At 67.7% G+C, this 17,129-nt stretch carries 18 protein-coding genes and 1 tRNA gene; 11 read left to right on the plus strand and 8 right to left on the minus strand.

Annotated features, from left to right (window positions below; all coding sequences use genetic code 11):
• Positions 1 to 34: 34 nt before the first annotated feature.
• The 3 genes from RAN62_RS13695 to RAN62_RS13705 all read left to right on the plus strand — a co-directional run bounded on the left by RAN62_RS13695 (position 35) and on the right by RAN62_RS13705 (position 2,071).
• Positions 35 to 108, plus strand: a tRNA-Ala gene (locus tag RAN62_RS13695).
• A 519-nt stretch (positions 109 to 627) separates the two neighbouring features.
• Positions 628 to 1,446 carry an NsdA family TPR-like regulatory protein gene (locus tag RAN62_RS13700; RefSeq protein WP_305784970.1) on the plus strand — a complete coding sequence of 273 codons (819 nt, stop codon included), beginning with the start codon at positions 628 to 630 and terminating at the stop codon, positions 1,444 to 1,446.
• A 247-nt stretch (positions 1,447 to 1,693) separates the two neighbouring features.
• Complete coding sequence (locus RAN62_RS13705; RefSeq protein WP_305784971.1) at positions 1,694 to 2,071, plus strand: GNAT family N-acetyltransferase; 378 nt, start codon at positions 1,694 to 1,696, stop codon at positions 2,069 to 2,071.
• Positions 2,072 to 2,180: 109 nt separating this feature from the next.
• Here RAN62_RS13705 and RAN62_RS13710 read toward each other — a convergent pair whose 3' ends face one another.
• Together RAN62_RS13710 and RAN62_RS13715 are read right to left on the minus strand one after the other, a co-directional pair.
• Complete coding sequence (locus RAN62_RS13710) at positions 2,181 to 2,456, minus strand: hypothetical protein (protein WP_305784972.1); 276 nt, start codon at positions 2,454 to 2,456, stop codon at positions 2,181 to 2,183.
• 626 nt (positions 2,457 to 3,082) lie between these two features.
• Positions 3,083 to 3,463, minus strand: coding sequence for a hypothetical protein (locus tag RAN62_RS13715; RefSeq protein WP_305784973.1), 381 nt, complete (start codon positions 3,461 to 3,463; stop codon positions 3,083 to 3,085).
• Between the two features lie 338 nt (positions 3,464 to 3,801).
• On the opposite strand from RAN62_RS13715, the gene RAN62_RS13720 reads away from it, so the two are divergent.
• Positions 3,802 to 4,107, plus strand: a complete 306-nt coding sequence (locus tag RAN62_RS13720) for a GIY-YIG nuclease family protein (protein WP_305784974.1) — start codon at positions 3,802 to 3,804, stop codon at positions 4,105 to 4,107.
• 393 nt (positions 4,108 to 4,500) lie between these two features.
• Here RAN62_RS13720 and tgmC read toward each other — a convergent pair whose 3' ends face one another.
• From tgmC to tgmA, 3 genes are read right to left on the minus strand one after another with little or no spacing between them, the layout of a single operon-like run.
• A complete protein-coding gene (tgmC, locus tag RAN62_RS13725; RefSeq protein ID WP_305784975.1) occupies positions 4,501 to 5,655 on the minus strand; it encodes an ATP-grasp peptide maturase system methyltransferase in 1,155 nt (384 codons plus the stop codon).
• The gene (tgmB, locus tag RAN62_RS13730; protein ID WP_305784976.1) at positions 5,655 to 6,587 is read right to left on the minus strand and encodes an ATP-grasp ribosomal peptide maturase; all 933 of its coding nucleotides are present in this window, start codon (positions 6,585 to 6,587) and stop codon (positions 5,655 to 5,657) included. The genes tgmC and tgmB overlap by 1 nt, the downstream gene beginning before the upstream one ends.
• A gap of 6 nt (positions 6,588 to 6,593) precedes the next feature.
• Positions 6,594 to 6,815: a putative ATP-grasp-modified RiPP gene (tgmA, locus tag RAN62_RS13735; protein WP_305784977.1), complete on the minus strand. Its 222-nt coding sequence runs from the start codon at positions 6,813 to 6,815 to the stop codon at positions 6,594 to 6,596.
• A 450-nt stretch (positions 6,816 to 7,265) separates the two neighbouring features.
• Here tgmA and RAN62_RS13740 point away from each other — a divergent pair, with 450 nt between their 5' ends.
• The 3 genes from RAN62_RS13740 to RAN62_RS13750 all read left to right on the plus strand — a co-directional run bounded on the left by RAN62_RS13740 (position 7,266) and on the right by RAN62_RS13750 (position 9,896).
• A complete protein-coding gene (locus tag RAN62_RS13740; RefSeq protein ID WP_305784978.1) occupies positions 7,266 to 8,285 on the plus strand; it encodes a helix-turn-helix domain-containing protein in 1,020 nt (339 codons plus the stop codon).
• Positions 8,286 to 8,297: 12 nt separating this feature from the next.
• Positions 8,298 to 8,858 (plus strand): HD domain-containing protein, encoded by a 561-nt coding sequence (locus RAN62_RS13745; RefSeq protein WP_305784979.1) that lies wholly within the window; start codon positions 8,298 to 8,300, stop codon positions 8,856 to 8,858.
• Between the two features lie 375 nt (positions 8,859 to 9,233).
• On the plus strand, positions 9,234 to 9,896 hold the full coding sequence (locus RAN62_RS13750; protein ID WP_305784980.1) for a DUF6218 family protein: 663 nt from the start codon (positions 9,234 to 9,236) through the stop codon (positions 9,894 to 9,896).
• A 118-nt stretch (positions 9,897 to 10,014) separates the two neighbouring features.
• On the opposite strand, the gene RAN62_RS13755 is transcribed toward RAN62_RS13750, so the two are convergent.
• The gene (locus tag RAN62_RS13755) at positions 10,015 to 10,404 is read right to left on the minus strand and encodes a VOC family protein (RefSeq protein ID WP_305784981.1); all 390 of its coding nucleotides are present in this window, start codon (positions 10,402 to 10,404) and stop codon (positions 10,015 to 10,017) included.
• Positions 10,405 to 10,550: 146 nt separating this feature from the next.
• Between RAN62_RS13755 and RAN62_RS13760 the strand changes: the two genes are divergently transcribed.
• The 4 genes from RAN62_RS13760 to RAN62_RS13775 all read left to right on the plus strand — a co-directional run bounded on the left by RAN62_RS13760 (position 10,551) and on the right by RAN62_RS13775 (position 13,529).
• Positions 10,551 to 10,940 (plus strand): response regulator transcription factor, encoded by a 390-nt coding sequence (locus tag RAN62_RS13760; RefSeq protein ID WP_305784982.1) that lies wholly within the window; start codon positions 10,551 to 10,553, stop codon positions 10,938 to 10,940.
• Positions 10,941 to 11,029: 89 nt separating this feature from the next.
• Positions 11,030 to 11,791 (plus strand): phosphodiesterase, encoded by a 762-nt coding sequence (locus RAN62_RS13765; protein WP_305784983.1) that lies wholly within the window; start codon positions 11,030 to 11,032, stop codon positions 11,789 to 11,791.
• A gap of 80 nt (positions 11,792 to 11,871) precedes the next feature.
• Positions 11,872 to 12,237, plus strand: a complete 366-nt coding sequence (locus RAN62_RS13770; RefSeq protein ID WP_305784984.1) for a VOC family protein — start codon at positions 11,872 to 11,874, stop codon at positions 12,235 to 12,237.
• Positions 12,238 to 12,299: 62 nt separating this feature from the next.
• Positions 12,300 to 13,529 carry a GAF domain-containing sensor histidine kinase gene (locus RAN62_RS13775; RefSeq protein ID WP_305784985.1) on the plus strand — a complete coding sequence of 410 codons (1,230 nt, stop codon included), beginning with the start codon at positions 12,300 to 12,302 and terminating at the stop codon, positions 13,527 to 13,529.
• Between the two features lie 53 nt (positions 13,530 to 13,582).
• On the opposite strand, the gene RAN62_RS13780 is transcribed toward RAN62_RS13775, so the two are convergent.
• Together RAN62_RS13780 and RAN62_RS13785 are read right to left on the minus strand one after the other, a co-directional pair.
• Positions 13,583 to 15,985 carry a bifunctional polysaccharide deacetylase/glycosyltransferase family 2 protein gene (locus RAN62_RS13780; RefSeq protein ID WP_498371878.1) on the minus strand — a complete coding sequence of 801 codons (2,403 nt, stop codon included), beginning with the start codon at positions 15,983 to 15,985 and terminating at the stop codon, positions 13,583 to 13,585.
• Positions 15,982 to 16,920, minus strand: coding sequence for a hypothetical protein (locus tag RAN62_RS13785; protein ID WP_305784986.1), 939 nt, complete (start codon positions 16,918 to 16,920; stop codon positions 15,982 to 15,984). The genes RAN62_RS13780 and RAN62_RS13785 overlap by 4 nt, the downstream gene beginning before the upstream one ends.
• Between the last annotated feature and the right edge of the window lie 209 nt (positions 16,921 to 17,129).

A 17,129-nucleotide genomic window follows, 5' to 3' on the forward strand; every position in this document is an offset into this window, starting at 1 on the left:
ACCTGTTAGATTATCTCTGGTCCTGCGGGGCCGGGGGGCTGTGGCGCAGTCTGGTAGCGCACCTCGTTCGCATCGAGGGGGTCTGGGGTTCAAATCCCCACAGCTCCACCCATACACACTCTGGCCAGCGGAAACGCTGGCCGGAGTTCGTTGGGCACAAAGTCGGCACAGCTCAAAGCCGGACGGGCCTTCACCGCGAACCGCCGATCCTAGCCTCAGCCAGCGCCGAGCCGATGAGGTTGCGACACCGGTTCTTATTCGGCCACCAGTGGACGTAGGTCTCCAGCGTTGTGCGCAGGCTGGCGTGCCGTAACGCTTTCTGCACGTCTGCGACGATCAGCGCACGGCACCTCGGTCGGCTTGCTCGGGGGGAACGTGGATCTACAGGGGCTACCCCTGCCACTCGTCGCGCACTCCAGACGATGTTCGGCATGTCGCTGGAGGATCTGCTTCGCCCATACGTCCTGGACTCCGGAATAGCCGCGCCGGCTACCGACGGCTCATTGGTGCTGCCGTCACCGGCAACGAAAGGAGCATCCTCGCCATGGCAGCCGATCGAGCCCGACGTTTCGCACTGCTGACCTCTGAGAGTACGACCGTGAAGCGGTTGACCAGCTACGAGACGACGTGCAGCGTCTCGCTCTGGCGTACCCGCAGCGGCCTCTGACCGAGCTGCTCGGGGACCTCGTGGAGACGCAGGACACCTTGTTCACGCTTCTGGAGCGGCGGCAGAGCCCGCAGCAAGCCCGTCAGTTGCACTTCCTCGCCAGTGTGACCAGCGGCCTTCTCGCCAAAGCGTCCCATGACCTGGCAGACCCGCATGCGGCGATGCTCCAAGCGCGTACCGCTGTCCTCTGCGCCGACCAGGCCGATCACAACGGCCTACGGGCCTGGCTTCGCGGTCTCCAGTCCCTCGTTGCGTACTGCTCAGGCCGCTACGCAGAGGCCGTCCGGTACGCCGAGATGGGCAGCGACTTCGCTTTTCGCAGCAACGGCACGACGTCGGTGTGGCTTCCGGTCAGTGCCGCCCGCGCCTACGCGGCACTCGGCAACGGTGAGAAGACGATCAGCGCCATCCGAGCAGCTGAAGAGGCGTGGAGCCACGTCGAACCGGATGAGATGGACGAGCTCGGCGGCATCTGCACGTTCAACCAGCCGCGGACGCTGTACTACGCGGCTGATGCTCTTGCGTGGCTGCCGAGCGAGACTGAGCAGGCCATCGGCTATGCCTCCCGCGCGGTCAATGCCTATGCCGACCCCCACGAGCCCTCTTGGGCCTTCGGCGACCAGGCAGGCTCACACTCAGACCTGGCCGTCGCCCGGATCGCATCTCGCGACGTCGAGGGCGCCGAGGAGGCGTTGTCCCCAGTCCTGTCGCTGGAGCCTTCCCAGCGCATCAACGGCATCGTGAACTCCGTTCAGCGGGTCCACCAGGCCGTGAGCTGAGCAGGACTGGCCGGTGGCGCCCAGGACCTCATCGAGCGCATCGAAGACTTCACCGCCACACCGCTGAAGGCACTACCCAGGTAGGGCAAGATCGGGGTCATGCACCCTGTAGAACTCGCCGGCCGCGCCGTCCGACTCCGGGAATTCCGGGAGGACGACGCGGCCGCTTCTTTGTCCGTAGTCGGTGACACACGAGTCACTCAGTGGCTGTCCTTCGACAAACCGAGACGCAGTCGGCGCAGCACAGATGCTCAACGGGATTCTTGAGCGCGCCGTCCTCGAGTCCCGCTCTGAGTACTACCTCGCCGTCGAGGTGCAGGGCGTACTCGCCGGTTTCTGCCGCCTCGGTTTCAACGGCGTGAAAGCCGCGAAGCTGGGCTACGCCATCGGTGCCGACCACTGGGGCAAGGGCTACGCCACCGATGCGGCGCGCACGATGGTGGACTTCGGGTTCAACGAGTTGGGGCTGCACCGCATCTCGGCCGCTATCGGACCTGACAACCATGCCTCCATAGCCGTTGTGGAATGTCTAGGGATGCAATACGAGGGCCGGATCAGGGATCACGTCCACACCAATGGCGCGTGGAGAGACTCTCTGCTCTACGCGGTCCTGTCCCACGAGTGACAGTTCGACCGCTCCTGACAGCCGGAAGCCTGCCTGCTACTTCGTTCGCGAGTCGAGGCGGCAGGTTTCAGCCTTCTACCGCCAGGCGACATACTCTCACAAGTCTCGCTTAATCCTGTGGCGGTGTCCGAACTCCTACTGCCTCAATCAGGCTGGCCACGCCCGCGATTTCACTTCGAGCATTCGAACCGTACGCTTTATATGCCAGGTAAATAGAAAGCTCGACCAAGCCGACAAGTGTTCGGCCCTGCTCGATCGGGTTCAGGAGTTCAAACTCATCATCATCATCTTGACCGCGCCCTTCTGCATCATCGATAGCTGCGAGGAGGAGGCGGGCGGCCTTAAGCGCCGATCCGTCGTCGGTCCAGAAGTTTTTCTCAGGCATCGTATCTCCTTAAGTCTGCTGCGGTTCCCGCTAAGCGAGGCAGGTCCAATCATAGGAGGACCGGAGTAAGGGCGCCTTTCCCGACGCCGAACTCAACGGCGGAATGATCTGGGGTCGATCCCACGACTATAATGAACCCACAGGCCAGACGCCTGGCCGGGCCGCACTGAATAATCCTCATAAGTTCCCCTGCGGAAGCGTTCCTTGTGAGAACTTTCTATACGGGTTCAAGGCGGCCCGCTTCGCAGGCCGCACGCGCCGTCTGAGCAGGGCCGCGCTACGCGCGCCGCTCGGCCACGGCGCCCGGCCGCTTCGCTGGGCGCCTACCCGGCGGTTCCAGCCCTGCGGCAGGCGCGACATACGAAGAAGTCCTTGGACCGCCGAAAGGCCGGCATCAGTCCAAGGGCTTCAGTTCGATCGAGGTACGTGAGCCGGTTCTGCCTCCGGCGGGGGTCTCTGACCTCTGGGATGGGTGGTGCCATCCCGTCAACCTTCGTCCAGGCGAAGCCGAGCAGACAGGGCCTGCCTGGGCAAGGTCGGTCAGACGTAGGGTGCTCCACCTTGCCCAGGCAGGCCCTGCCCGCACCACGATGTGTGGACGAAGGCCGACGGGATGGCCGGGGGCGTTAGCGCGACGTCGATGGCGCGGGCTTCTCCGACCCGAAAGGTACTGGCGTGACCGCCTCGACCCCAGACGGATCGGGCTTCGGCCGTGCCGAGCCGGTGAGGCAGCTCTTGACGTATGCCTCCTCCGCCTGTGCGCGCCATTCATCAGAAACGTACCCGCTGTCGTCTGACGGAATGGACGCCTTTAGTAGCACCCAGCCCTTTCCGCAGGCGTCCTCGCTCGGGTCGGTGCCCTGATTCTGTAGCTGTTGCCGATACGTGATGCCCTTGGCGGACATGTCATCCAGGAACTTCATGCGCTCGTCGTAGGAGGCCGTGCATGCCAAGAGCGACAGCATGGCGGCGGCCGTCAGCGAGACAGCCGGTGCCCGGAGATTCATGAAGGTGACAGTAACGAAGGGGTTGCATGGCATCTACCGTGAGTGAGATTCATTCATTCCCCCGTCCGTGTTCTTCTGACCTGAGCTGTGGCGCCGGGGTGCGAGGTGTGGGGGGTACAGCAGCGGAGTACAGCAACGAACCAGGCCGCAACAAGCCGAGCCCGTCCGGATCAATGGGCTGATCTGCACATGGGTGTGAGCCGGACCGTGCTGCCGCGAATCCATAGATACAGGGTCGATGCACACCAGGCGTCAAGGCGAGCCTGTTCAACCGCGGACTCCGTTGCTCATCGACGTGTGGCAAGGTGGCTGGCGGTCGCTTGGGGGAGGGTTGGGGGATGAAGAACGTCTACAAGATCACGTATCCGAACGGGAAGATCTACGTCGGCAGTGACCTGACAGGGACGCTCAACTACTTCGGCAGCGCCGACAGCAGGCTCATCGAGCCTGACTTCACGCCTGACGAGCGGCGTGATTTCGTCATCCGTAAAGAGATCCTTTGGGAGTCCGACACTGCATCAGACGCTGAGGTTAGACGCATCGAGATCGAGTACATCAACTCCTTGCAGTCGAACGACCCAGCTCGCGGCTACAACAGGAGGCCGGCATGGAGAGGAGCTGCCTCCGAAGCCCGCCCTGCATGATCGTCGGGCACAAGCTCGGCACAACAGAGCACGTACAGCACCAGCAAACGCTGTCAGGCGTCGGAAGCTCCCGGCCAGGTCAGACGATCTATGTGTCCGACTGCTCACGTTTCCCCGGGCCGCAGGGTCTATGGGGTTCAAATCCCCACAGCTCCACGTGAGTCGGTGGCCTGTGTCCGCGGAAAGCGCGGACATGGGCCTCACGTCATTTCTGCTCCGGGGGCCGAGCCCCCGGACGCCCCACGGTGCGGTGCTTGCGGTTACCTCCGGTGGTTGCGCTGGGCGGGTGAGTGGACGACCCCGTTGTGGTTGCGCTGAGCGGGTGAGTGGGGTGGCAAACGGTGAGCCAGGCCGGCCTTCGAAGGCCGTGTGCCTGCTAACCGCCCGCCACGTCTAGTGGCTGGATACCGGCTGCTCCTCCCACTGCAGGTTGCCGGGAACGTCGAGCCAGAACCGGTGTGCTCCAGCCACGGTGACGGTGAGCCCGAGACGGTCACGGGTGGGGTTTCCTGCGCCGGCCCACTGGTCGTAAGCGGCCTCCACGTCGTCCCATAGGCGGCGCGGGCCGTACTGCTCCACTCGGACGGTGGCATCCTCGACCATGGCCCAGGATCCATCGTCGGCGAACAGCCACAGTTGCTCCACGCCGCCCTCGGGCGTGAACCCGAGACCAGTGACTCCCGGTACCTGAAGCGCGATCCACAGACCCGCGTCAGGTTCATGCAGAACCGAGCTGGCAACAGTGGCTGTGCGGCTCTGGCCGGTCTGCTTCACGGCTGCGCCGAGTCGTTGCGCGGCGATGCCGGCCGAGCGCACCGGCATGAAGCCGGCGTAGCTCGGCAGAAAGAAGCCTTGTGCCGTGTTGCGGGCAACCTCCAAGCGCACAAGCGGGCCGCCGCCGAGGTCACGCCACAGGCTCGCCACGATGCTGCCGCCGTCGCGCACTTGGGCCAGCCAAGCCGGCGGGATGCGCGGCACGGACACGGTGGCGATCACCCGGTCGTACGGAGCGCCGCCCGGCCAGCCCCGCTCACCGTCTCCCACGATCAACGTCGGCAGGTGGCCGGCATTGACCAGGTGTCGTGCGGCCAGGTCGCTCACCGTCTTGTCAACCTCGACGGTAGTCACGTGATCGTCTCCCAGGCGGTGGCATAGCAGCGCGGCGTTGTACCCGGTGCCGGTGCCGATTTCCAGCACCCGCTCGGTGCCCTGCAGGTGCAAGGCGTCGAGCATCAGCGCCATCAGGCTCGGTTGGGTCGAGCTCGATGTGGCCTGGCCACTGAGCGGCCACGCGTCCGGGTCGGGGCTCACGTGCCCGTCGAGCTGGGTGGCCAAGGTCGTGTCGGAGTAGACCTGATCCCAGTACCGGGCGTCGGCCGGGCCGACCGGCTGCCACTTTCCGTCGGGCAGGCGCTCGAAGAACCCGGGAAGGAAGAAGTGCCGGGGCACCCGAGCGAACGCCTCACGCCACGCAGGATCGGACAGGTGCCCGGTGCTCTGCAGCTCCTGCACATAGCGGCGTACGTCAGCCGCCCGCTGATCCGTCATCACTTCTCCTTCTCGAGAGCGTCAGCCAGCGCCGACGCGATCGGTAGCCCTGTCTCGTCTTCGATCCACGCCCATTGCCCGTTCGGGTTCACCTCCAGAAACACGTACTCGCCGCCAGGAGTCGCGATCAGGTCGAAGGCGCCGAACCGCAACCGCAGGCGCCGCAGCACCGTCCGCAGCTTCGCGGCGACGTCGACAGGCAAGTCGTACGTGCTGTAACGCAAGTTGTGGTAGTCCGACCGCCAATCCGTACGCCCCTTATCGGTGGTCGCATCAATGCGAGCCGTGAAGAGGTGACCATCGACCGCGGTGACGCGCAGCTCGTACGCCTTCGGGATCTGCTGCTGAAACAGGTGCGCGGTGACGGATATCGAGTCATCCAACGTGCGCGGGTCGACAGCGCTGGCATAGATGACGTGACCACTGTCCAAGATGCCCGCCGTGAAGGGCTTATAGACAACCGGCCCGCAATCTTCCGCGAAAGCACGCGCCTCGGCGGGAACGTTGGTCACCAGGGTTGCCGGCACTCGCAACCCAGCAGCTGCCGCCACCGCGAGTTGCAGCGGTTTGTGGTCCGCCGCCCGGATGTCATCCGGGTGATTCAGCCACGGTAGCGCCGACAACACACCCCGCAGCCCAGCGACGGCTTCTCGCCTCACCCATGTCGCTTCAGGCACATCGCCTGGGATCGTGATCGGTGTCGGCCGCCGCCACCAGGCGCACGCCACGTCGCTCAGGTTCAGCGTGCGTGACCCGGTGCGCAGGTGCCCGGTCCAGCCGGAGCAGAAGCGGGCACCTAGCATTATCTCAGCGGGGAACGTAGCAGGGTCGCAGCGCACCACCGGCACGTCCCGGCGGTGCAGTTCCATGATCACCGCATCGGCGGTCACGTCGAGATCGCCGGTGAAGACTGCTACCGTCCGCCCGCCCATTGCCGGTCAGTCCTCGGTCTGGTCTTGGTCGGCGTCGGCGCCGCCCTTGTTGTCCTGCGTCACCGTGCTGGTGGACGTCCGGCCCGTGGAGTGCCTCAGCGCGGGGACAGGCACACCCTTGGCCGAGATCATGTTGATCTGCCGATCCGGGTCGAACCGGATCGCTGCCATGTCGACCGGCATCGGCTGAGCCGGAACTGCCTGACGTACACCGAAGGCGAGGGTCATCGGCCTTCCTTCCTTTGATGGGGCACATATGGGAACCAGAGATGCCGGTCAAATCCCGATGCAACGGATCGATGGCGCGCTGTTTCAACTCGCCAACGGAAGCGGGTCTTGACTCACGCGCCGGACGTTGATCAGCTCGGACCGGCTCGCCCTGGGTGACGCGCCGGCTGGCGTAAGCTCCTCGAAAAGATCGCCACGGCACTCCCCCGCCGCCAGCGCGGCCTCAGCGGCTCGCACTCCAAGCGACATCCCTTTCCTTTGATGCAATCACGGTACGATCAACCGCAAAGGCGTAGAACTGACGACCAGTACGAGTAAAAGTCAAGAGACCAGCATTTGGGGAGGGGTCTCATGCCACGCGGAATCGCTACCCCGACTGGCAGTCAGGGTTCACGTGCGTCGGGCCTTGTCTCGGGCTCCGTACTACGGCTGGCGCGGCGGTCGACAGCAATGACGCAAGAGAGATTCGCCGAAGAGCTTGCCGTCGACGTCAGCACCATCCAGGGATGGGAATCCGGACGTCGGCCGCTCCCCGCCATCGGCGCCGGCGACTTCTTCCAACTGTGCGGACGCCTGTCCCGCATGGGAGCCCCCGCCTCCACGAGGCGTCACCTGCGTGAGGCAATTGAAGCGGATCAAGTGTTGGCCGTGGGAATCACCGCTGGTGATGCATGGGTGAATCCGGACAGTCACCCCTTGGCGGCCAGCGTGCATCGCTGGACAACCACCAACCTGATCCTGTGGCCGATCCTCGGCAAGACGCCACGGCACCTGCAGGAGTTCGTGCCTCGGACGCCCCGGCGTGGCCCTGCACCCGCCCAGCCCTCGCTCAGCTACGAAGAGCGCACCCGCTTCCTCGACCATCTGCTCACTGTTGCCGAGCGAGCCAAGCACGCTGATGAGGCTTTGCTCCGCCGTCAGGCCGTCTACCTACTTGGGTTCGACGGCAGACAAGCAGCGGTCGACTGGCTCAGGAACGAGTGGACGCGCGCCGGCCGCCGCCGGCCGACAAGCGGCAACATCACGGAGCTCTTGGAGGCTCGTTCTGCCTCCGTGGCCCTTGCCATGGCGGGCGACAGTACCCACCTGCACGACTTTGTGGACCACATGACAGATCAGTCCGAAGAGAGAGCGAACCTCAACTACTGGGCTTACTGGATAGGAGAGCTGAGCGACGAACAAGCAAGCGACTCCTTCATGTTGAGCGCCGACACCCGTTCGTGGACAGGCCACCGGATGCTGGAACACCTCCTTCAACGCCTGGACCCCGCTTCGCCGCACCTGCCCTTGAACCTCTCGACCCTGCACGCTCTTGTGGCCTCGCGTCCCTCCTTGCTGAGCGGCCGGCCAAACGCACGCGCATCGATCACTCGTGTGCTCGATAGGCTCGCCTCCAGCGACACGCTGACAGGCACCGGGCGCGGCCAGCTCGCAGGGCTCCAGTACGCAGTACGCATTGCTGATCGGTAGAGGAGGCCACAGATGTCAGGGGATGCCGAAGGGCTCGCCGAATTCGGCTACGAACTCGGCCTGTTGAAGCGCATCCGCCGATCCGGCTGGTGGCACGCAGGCGTACGCGACCCAGAATCGGTAGCAGAGCACACCATGCGTGCCGCTCAACTGGCCGCCTTGATCGCGGCAGAAGAAGGAGCCGATCCTGACCGCGCCGCATTCCTCGCGCTCTGGCATGACAGCCAAGAGACGAGAACCGGCGACCTGCCCCATACCGCTACGCCGTATTTGACGAAGCCCGATCCTCGTCACATCACCGCCGATCAGACGGTAAAAATGCCTGAACGGTCACGTGAAATGGTGCGCGGAGCCGTCGACGAGTATGAGGCCCGCGAGACGCTGGAAGCCTGGTGCGCAAAAGACGCGGACAAGCTGGAGATGTTGCTGCAAGCGGTGGAATATCGCGATGTCGGCTTGAAGCGGGTAGACGGATGGATCGATTCAGGCCGTAAGAATCTGCACACTGAGACCGCCCGTCGAATCGCAGAGGCAGCTCTCGTTCTGTCGCCCTTGTCTTGGCGTGACCGCTGACCGCTGGCCCCTGGTCGCGCTGCGGGAATGAATCAGCGCTGATCTCGGCCAAGAAGTGTGTTCGCCTCACGTCATTCCCGCGGCGGGCGCCGAGCCCTCGGAGGTTCCACCGTGCGGTGCATGCGACTAGACCGTCCGGTCGCGCTCGGCGGTGAGTGAGAAACCCGCTGACCGCACTGCGGGTGGCGTCTTGTGAGCGGGCAGGGGCTCGTCTGCTCGCGAGAGACAGCGAACGCGCCGTGGCCGATGTGGTGAGGGTCGCTCGGGGGGCGTTCGGATCTTCGGGTGGAGAAGTTCGGCTGATGTGTCCACTGTGTCCGGGCGCGGCGGTGGCTAGCGTGGCTTCTTTCTTTCGCTGACCACTGTGAGGACCGCATGACCGTTGAGGCGGAGCTTGATGCCGAGCTCGCGATTTCCGTCGATTATGTGCCCGGGGTGCGGGGCCACTGCGTGCTGGCGGTCGGGGCCGATGCCGACGGGCGGGAGTCGGTTGCGGTGTGGAAGCTGGGGCCTTCGGGGCGCGCCGGCGGGTCGTGGGTGGTTGCGCTGGAGGACACCGACTTTCTCGTACGCGTGATCGCGGCGCAGCAGGGGCGGTGCCTGGTCGGGTGGACGGCGGACGAGCCGCTCGCGGTGCTGGACCGGTTGCCCGCAGAGTCGGCGAAGGCGCTGGCCGACAGTGTTGTGGTGATTCCCGACCTGCTCGCGGAGACCGCTGAGCACCGGCGGCGCTACGAGGACGCGGTCGAGGCGCATCGGGCGACCACCAAGTCGAAGATCGCGCCGCTCGCGTGGGCCCGGGAGCTTCCGGCGGACCCGCGCGGTGAGCTGACGCCGCAGCTCCGGGCCGCCGCCTCACCCGTGGCCGCGGCGGCCATCGGGCTGGCGGGAGCGCTGGAGCGAGCCGTCGACCTGTGGCAGGAGACCGAGCAGGCCCGCTACCGGCGCCCGTACCTGCGGAAATTCGGCGAGCCGCAGCCGCTGCCGCCGCGCTGGCTCGCCCGCGCCCGAGCCGTCGCCGCCGGACAGGCCGAGTAAGGCCGGTCACGCGGCGGGCCGGCGCGCGACGAGCCAGGTCGTGCAAAAGGCGCCGCGCGTAACGGGCCGCGTCGCGCGTCGATGGCCAGGTCGCGCAAACGGCTGGGGGAGGAAGAAGTCAGAGCGGGGCGTCGACGTAGAGGCAGAAGGGGTGGCCGTCCGGGTCGAGCATGACGCGGACGGATTCCTGGGGCTGGTGGCCGGCCTCGGTGGCGCCGGCGCGGGTGGCGGCGCGGACGGCGGCCGGGAGGTCGGGGACCTCGATGTCGAGGTGCATCATCATCTGCTGCTTGTGGGACTTGTTGGGCCAGGTGGGCTGCTCGTAGTCGGGGGAGCGCTGGAAGGCCATGTACTCGATGTGGTCGCCCAGCGGGGAGAGGGCGACGAAGTCGGGGTCCTGCTTGACGATTTTCCAGTCCATGAGCTTGGCGTAGAACTCGGCCAGGGCGAGAGGGTCGGGTGTCTCCAGCACTACGCCCCAGAAGTGCCTCGAGTTGCGTCCCAGCATCCGTGCAGTCTGCCCGCGCCGGGGCGGGAGGGGCAGCCGGGGACACGACTCTTAGCTGTATCGATATGTGGGTTCGCTCCCCGGATGCAACCTTGGTCCGGCTCGGAAACGCCGCGGCCGGGCCGATCCCCACGAGCATGACCAACATGAACGAGAAGCTGATCGTCGTGGCCGAGGACGACTCGGATCTGCGGGACATGCTGACGTTCGCGCTCGAGCGGGCCGGGTACACGGCGGTCGGGGCGAAGGACGGGCACACCGCGGCGCGGATCGTGCAGGTCGCGCGGCCGGTGGGGATCGTCACCGACGTACGCATGCCCGCGCTGAACGGCATGGAGCTGTGCCGGCTGGTGCGCGGCAACCCCGAGGTCAGCAACGCCGCCGTTCTCATGGTGTCGGCGAACGCGCACCTGCACGACATCAACGCCGGGCTGAGCAGCGGGGCCGACGGCTACCTGCCGAAGCCGCTGTCGCCTCGCCGATTGGTCGAGGAACTTGAGCTGGTCATCGAGAGGCGCCGCAACGCGCAGTCGTGATACAGAAAGCGCGCGATGTCCTGTAACCGTCGGTGACAGGCATACGACCGTTCGGTTGACCCGACCCCCCAGCGCCGGATCATGACGGCATGGCCTCCTTCATCGCTCAGCTCAGCGACCCCCACCTCACCGCCGGCGTGCTGGGTCACGGCCCCGCCGCGGGCCTCCAGCTCGCCCTCGCGCGCGTCATGGCGCTCGATCCGCGCCCCGACTGTGTCGTCGTCACCGGCGACCTCACCGACCACGGTCTGGAGGAGGAGTACGAAGCCCTCCAGCAGGTCATCGGCGAGTTCCCCCTGCCGCTGCACCTCACGACGGGCAACCACGACGACCGCGAAGCCATGATCAAGGCGTTCGGCGGCGAGCCGTTCTACGTGGTGGACTACGCGGGGTTCTCGGTGGTCGGGCTCGACTCGCTCATTCCCGGTTCGCCGGCCGGACGGCTCGGCCCGGAGCAGCTCGCGTGGCTCGACCGGGTGCTGGCGGCGCGGCCGGGCGTACCCGTGATGGTGGGTCTGCACCACCCGCCGCTGCCGATCGGCATCCCCTTCCTCGACGGGATGCGCCTGCTGGACGGCGAGGAGCTGCGCGAGATCGTGGCCGACCGGGGCAATGTCGCCCGGATCATGGCCGGTCACGTGCACCGGCCGATCACCGCGGGCTTCGCCGGGACCGTCGTGACCGTGTCGCCGAGCACCTGGCGGCAGTCGGGTCTGCTGCTCAACTCGGACGCCCCGCCCGGCTATGTCGCGGAGCCCACCGGCTTCCTGCTGCACCTGCTGGACGACCCCGATTGCGTGACGCATACAGTACAGGTCAGTCACGCTGGGGCGCTGCTCGGCGCATACTGACCACCGCTCGGCGCAGAGATCATCAATCAACCCCTTCCCCCGCTGTACGGTCGATGTCCGCCAGTGGGAAGGGGACGACGATGCTCGACCATGTGATCCTCGGGGTGCACCACCTCGACGAGAGCCGGCATTTCTACGAGCACGCGCTGCGCCCGCTGGGTGTGAAGGTGATCGCCGAGGAGCCCGAGCTGATCGGCTTCGGCGACGACAGCGGGCGCCCCTTCTTCTGGCTCGCCGTGCGGGAGGCCACCCACCGGGTGCACGTGGCCTTCACCGCGCCGGACCGGGCCGCCGTCGACGCGTTCCACGCGGCCGCGCTGCACGCCGGCGGGGTGGACAACGGGCCGCCGGGGCTGCGGGCGCATTACCACGAGAACTATTACGCGGCCTACGCCTTCGACGCCGACGGCAACAACATCGAGGCCGTCTGCCAGCGTCCTGTCTGAAATGCCAGCATAGCTACTTTCGGGTGGTATCTCTGAAGTCAACCTTCGGAGAGGTGGCCGCCATGCCCGCACCCCTGCCCGCGAACGAGACCGACCGGCTCGCCGCGCTCTACGAGCTCGACATCCTCGACACCGCCCCGGAGAAGGACTTCGACGACATCGTCGCGCTGGCCTCGGCCGTGTGCGGTGTCCCGATGTCGCTGGTCAGCCTGGTCGACGCCGACCGACAGTGGTTCAAGGCGCGGCGGGGCACGGACCTGACCGAGACGTCGCGGGACATCTCGTTCTGCTCGCACGCCATCCTCGGCAAGGACCTCCTGGTCGTGCCGGACGCCACCCAGGACACCCGCTTCGCCGGGAACCCTCTGGTGTCCGGCGAGACCGGCATCCGCTTCTACGCCGGGGCGCCGCTGATCACCACGGACGGGTTCGCGCTGGGCTCGCTCTGCGTCGTCGATTCCGCGCCGCGCCGGCTCGACGTCGAGCAGCTGCAGGCGTTGCGGGCCCTGGCGCGGCAGGTGACGTCCCAGCTCGAGCTCCGGCGCTACGCCGTCGCGCTGGCCAACACCACGGCCCGGCTGCAGGAGCTGGAACGCCGCAAGGACGACCTGGCCGGCCTCGTGGGCGGGAAGTTGCGGGCGCCGCTCAAGCTCATGCGGACGTACCTGCAGGAACTCGGGGAGACCGGCACCCACGACCTCGCGCTGGCCGATCTGGTCGGCCGCGCGACGGCCGCGCACGTGCGCGGGCTGACCGATCTGCTCGACCACCTGCAGTCGCTCGCCGACGCGGGCCACGGCTCCGACAGCCTGCACATGCGGCAGATCGACCTCACCAAGCTGACGCAGCGGGCGGTCGAGTCGGTGCGGCCGATCGCCGCCACCAAGCACATCTGGATCCTCAACCACGCCGACGGGCCGGCGCTGCCGATCATCGCCGATCCCGTACGCCTGGAGCAGGTCCTCATGCAGCTGCTCTTCGCGGCCGTGAAGTACACCCCCGAGGGTGGCCGGGTGCGCGTCGGCACCGAGATCGAGTCGGGGCCGACCGTGCGGCTGGACGACATGGACATGCCCGACGGCCTGCGGCCCGACCTGTTCCCGCATCTCTACTACGGCGCCATCGCCAACCCGGCCGTCGTGCCGGGGCCCGACCGGGGCCTGGCGGTGGCCAAGCGGATCCTCGACGCGCACCACGCCACGGTGGCCCTCTCCGACCGGCCCGGTGACGGCACGTCGCTGCACGTCGTGTTCCCGTTCGCGGAGAACGAGCTGGAGCTGGTGGGCGTGTGACCGAAGGGGCCCGCCCGCGCCCGGCTGCAGATCGGGCGGGACGGGCCCCCTGGTCAGGCCCCGCGCGTGTACGCGGGACCGGACTCCCCGGCCGGGGGCGAGCCGGCCTGGGGGTAGCTGTCGTGACCCTCGTACTGGATCGGGACCGGTGGCCGCGCCGTGGCCCGGCCCGTCGGCGGGAACACCGCGGTCGCGCTCATCTGGTCGCGGCTCGGCGGCCACGTGTCGATCGGCGGCGCGACGGACTGCTGCGGCAGCACCGGTCGCGGGCTCTCCACGACCGGGGCCGAGCGCACGCCGTTGAGGCCCACGCGGTGCAGCTTGTGCCAGCGCAGCCGGCCACCGGTGAGTGCGGTCACCGCCGACTGGATCAAGACCAGATACATCAATTGCCGGTACGCGAACTGCTGCAGCGGGAGTCGCCACAGCGGCACCATCGACTCGCGGTCGAAGCGGAACGCCACGGCGGCGGTGAACAGCTGCAGGGCGAGCATGGCCAGCCACGCCTGGAGAGTCGCGCTGAGCTCCCAGAAGACGATGCCGTAGAGCAGCATGATGTCGACGACCGGCGCCAGCATCGGCAGCGCCACCCCGAAGAGGGCGAGGAACGGCAGTCCCACGCGCCCGAACCGGCCGGACGGCCCGGAGTCGCGCAGCGCGTGCCGGTGCTTCCACATCGCCTGCATGGTGCCGTAGCTCCACCGGTAGCGCTGGCGGTAGAGCTGCTCCAGCGTCGCCGGCGCCTCGGTCCACGCCTTGGCCCGCTCCTCGTAGACGACCCGCCAGCCCTGCCGGCACATCGCCATGGTCACGTCGGTGTCCTCGGCGAGCGTCTCGTCGCTGACGCCGCCGACCCCGGCCAGGGCCTCGCGCCGGAACGCGCCGATCGCCCCGGGCACGGTCGGCATGCAGTTGAGCACCTCGTAGAGCCGGCGGTCGAGGTTGAAGCCGATCACGTACTCGATGTGCTGCCAGCCGGCGACCATCTTGTCGCGGTTGCCGACCTTGACGTTGCCGGCGACCGCGCCGACGGACGGGTCGGCGAAGGGCTGCACGAGCATCCGGATCGAGTCCGGCTCGAAGATCGTGTCGCCGTCCACCATGACGATGAGGTCGTGCCGGGCCAGGGCGACGCCGGTGTTGAGGGCGTTCGGCTTGCCGCCGTTGGGGACCCGGATCACCCGTACGTTCGGCAGGTGCATCCGCTCCACGATCGCGGCCGTGCCGTCGGTCGAGCCGTCGTCCACGACGACCACCTCGATGTCCGGGTAGTCGCCGCCGGCCAGCGAGCGGACCGCGGCCTCGATGCCCTCCTTCTCGTTGTAGGCGGGCACGATGACGGAGACCGGCTCGCTGACGGGCGGGCCCCAGCTGAAGGTCTTCTTGCGGCGCTGCCGGGCGTGCCGGGTGGCGAGCGCCAGCAACAGCGCCGTACGACCGATCGTCAGCAGCCCCACGACCAGGAACAGGCCCGCGATCAGCCACACCATGCCGTCGGCCAGGCGTACGGTCCAGATCAGTGCCGTGCCCCGCCAGCGGTCGGTGCCCTCCGCCGCCGGGTTCTCGGCCAGCAGGGGCACGCGGGCCTGCTTGGCCTGCTGTTCGATGCCGAGGTTCATGCCCTCGGTGACCGTGGTGAAGCGCCAGCCCCGCGCCTGCATCATCGGAATGAACTTCCGCAGCGCCGCGACGGTCTGCGCGCGCTCGCCACCGGCGTCGTGGAAGAGCGTGACCGCGCCGGCGTCGCCCCGTGGCGTCGCGTTGGCGATGATCCGGTCGACGCCCGGGCGCTGCCAGTCCTCGCTGTCCGTGTCGTTGACGACGACGAGATAGCCGTCGCGGCCGGCGGCCTTGACGATCTGCCAGTTGACGTCGTCGATGGCGTCCGGCTTGGACGAGTACGGGAAGCGGGCCAGATTGGTCCGTACGTTCGCCGCCCGCGCGATGGCCACCTGCGTCTGCGACAGCTCGAGGCTGCGCCGCCACGGGGCGATGCGCTGCAGGTTGGGGTGCGTGAACGTGTGCAGCCCCAGCTCGTTGCCCTCGTCGGTGATCCGCTTGGTGAGCTCGGGGTGCCGGGCCACCTCGGAACCGACGACGAAGAAGGTCCCGTGCGCGTCGAACTCCCGCAGCACCTCGAGCACCTTCGGCGTCCACACCGGATCGGGGCCGTCGTCGAAGGTCAGCGCGATCGTCTTGTCGGGCAGCCGGCTCGAGCTCGCCTGGCCGCCCGTGGTGTTGATGATCGGGCCGCCCTCGCGGATCGCCTTGGGCACGCCGGCCTGATCGCCGACCTCGGAGTCCTTGTGGTCGCCCTTGAACTCCGCGTTGATGTACGCCTGCACGACCAGCACGCCGACGAAGAGCACCAGCAGCAGGACGCCGAGCATGACGCGGGGCTGGGGCAGGACGCGGCGGCGGGACCGGCTGCGGTTGCGGTTGCGCCGGGTCGTCACAGGGCGACCTCGATGTCGATGTCGATCAGGGCGGAGTCGCTGTCCTCGTCTCCGCTGCCGCTGTCGTCCGCGTTGCCGCCGTCGTCTCCGCTGCTGCTGTCGTCCGCGTTGCCGCTGTCGTCTCCGCTGCCGGCACCGTCGTCGCTGCTGTCGGTGTCCTTCGGCGGGGCGGGCGCGGGCGGGATGTCGACCGAGCCGGAGCCGCCGCCACCGCCGCTCGTGTCGTCGCTACCGCTGGTGTCAGCGCCGCCGCTGGTGTCGCCTCCGCCGCCGCCGCTGGTGTCGCCGCCGCTGGTGTCGCCTCCGCCGCCACCGCCGCCGCTTGTTTCGCCGCCTGTGTCACCGCCGCCCGGCGGGGCCGGGGGCACGACGACGGGCGGCTGCGAGGCCGGCGGCGTCGACGTGCTCGGCGACGACGAGACGGGCGGCTTGGTCGTGCTCGACTCGATCGGCCGCGCGCTCGGCGTCGGCGTGGGCGCCTTCGTCGTCGGCCGCGGCGTCGGAACGGCCGCGGTGGTCCGGCGCGGTGCCGCGGAGGCACTGCGGGAGCTCGGACGCGACCCCGCCGTGTCCCGCACGGCCGGCGCCGCCCGCTGCGGGAACGACTCCAGCACCGGCCGGGCGCTCGGCGTCGCGCTGACCGGGGCCGGGGTCGGCGTCGGCTTGGCCACGACGGTCTTGTCGCCGCCGCGCACGAGGTCCGGGAGGGGCAGCACGACGTTCGAGCTGACCGGACCGCCGGCCAGGCTGACGCTGATCAGTCCCCCGTAGACCATGCAGAGGGCACCGAAGCCGTACGCGGCCCGGCGCAGCAGCCGCCGACGACGGCCGGTCGAGTCCACGAACACCGGCGAGGGCTGAGCGACGACGATCACCTCGGTGGTGTCGGGGCCGTCGGCGTCGGAGGGCGCTTTTCCATGCTCCTGCAATGTCACGCGGCGAGCTTAGAAACATCTATTGAGATCATGATTGGCGTCACCGGAAAGGATGACGACCAAAATGCGGGGTGACTTCGACCGAAACGGTGACGTCCCGGGTTTGACCTGATCATCGCCCTGTGATCCATCATCCGGGCGGCTCGCCCTGAGCAGGGAAGAATGGCCCGCCCGGTCAGAGGTTACGCTTTCGGGGCCAGAAAGTTGCT

The organism is Symbioplanes lichenis, from assembly GCF_030709675.1.
Taxonomy (GTDB): Bacteria; Actinomycetota; Actinomycetes; order Mycobacteriales; family Micromonosporaceae; genus Actinoplanes; species Actinoplanes lichenis.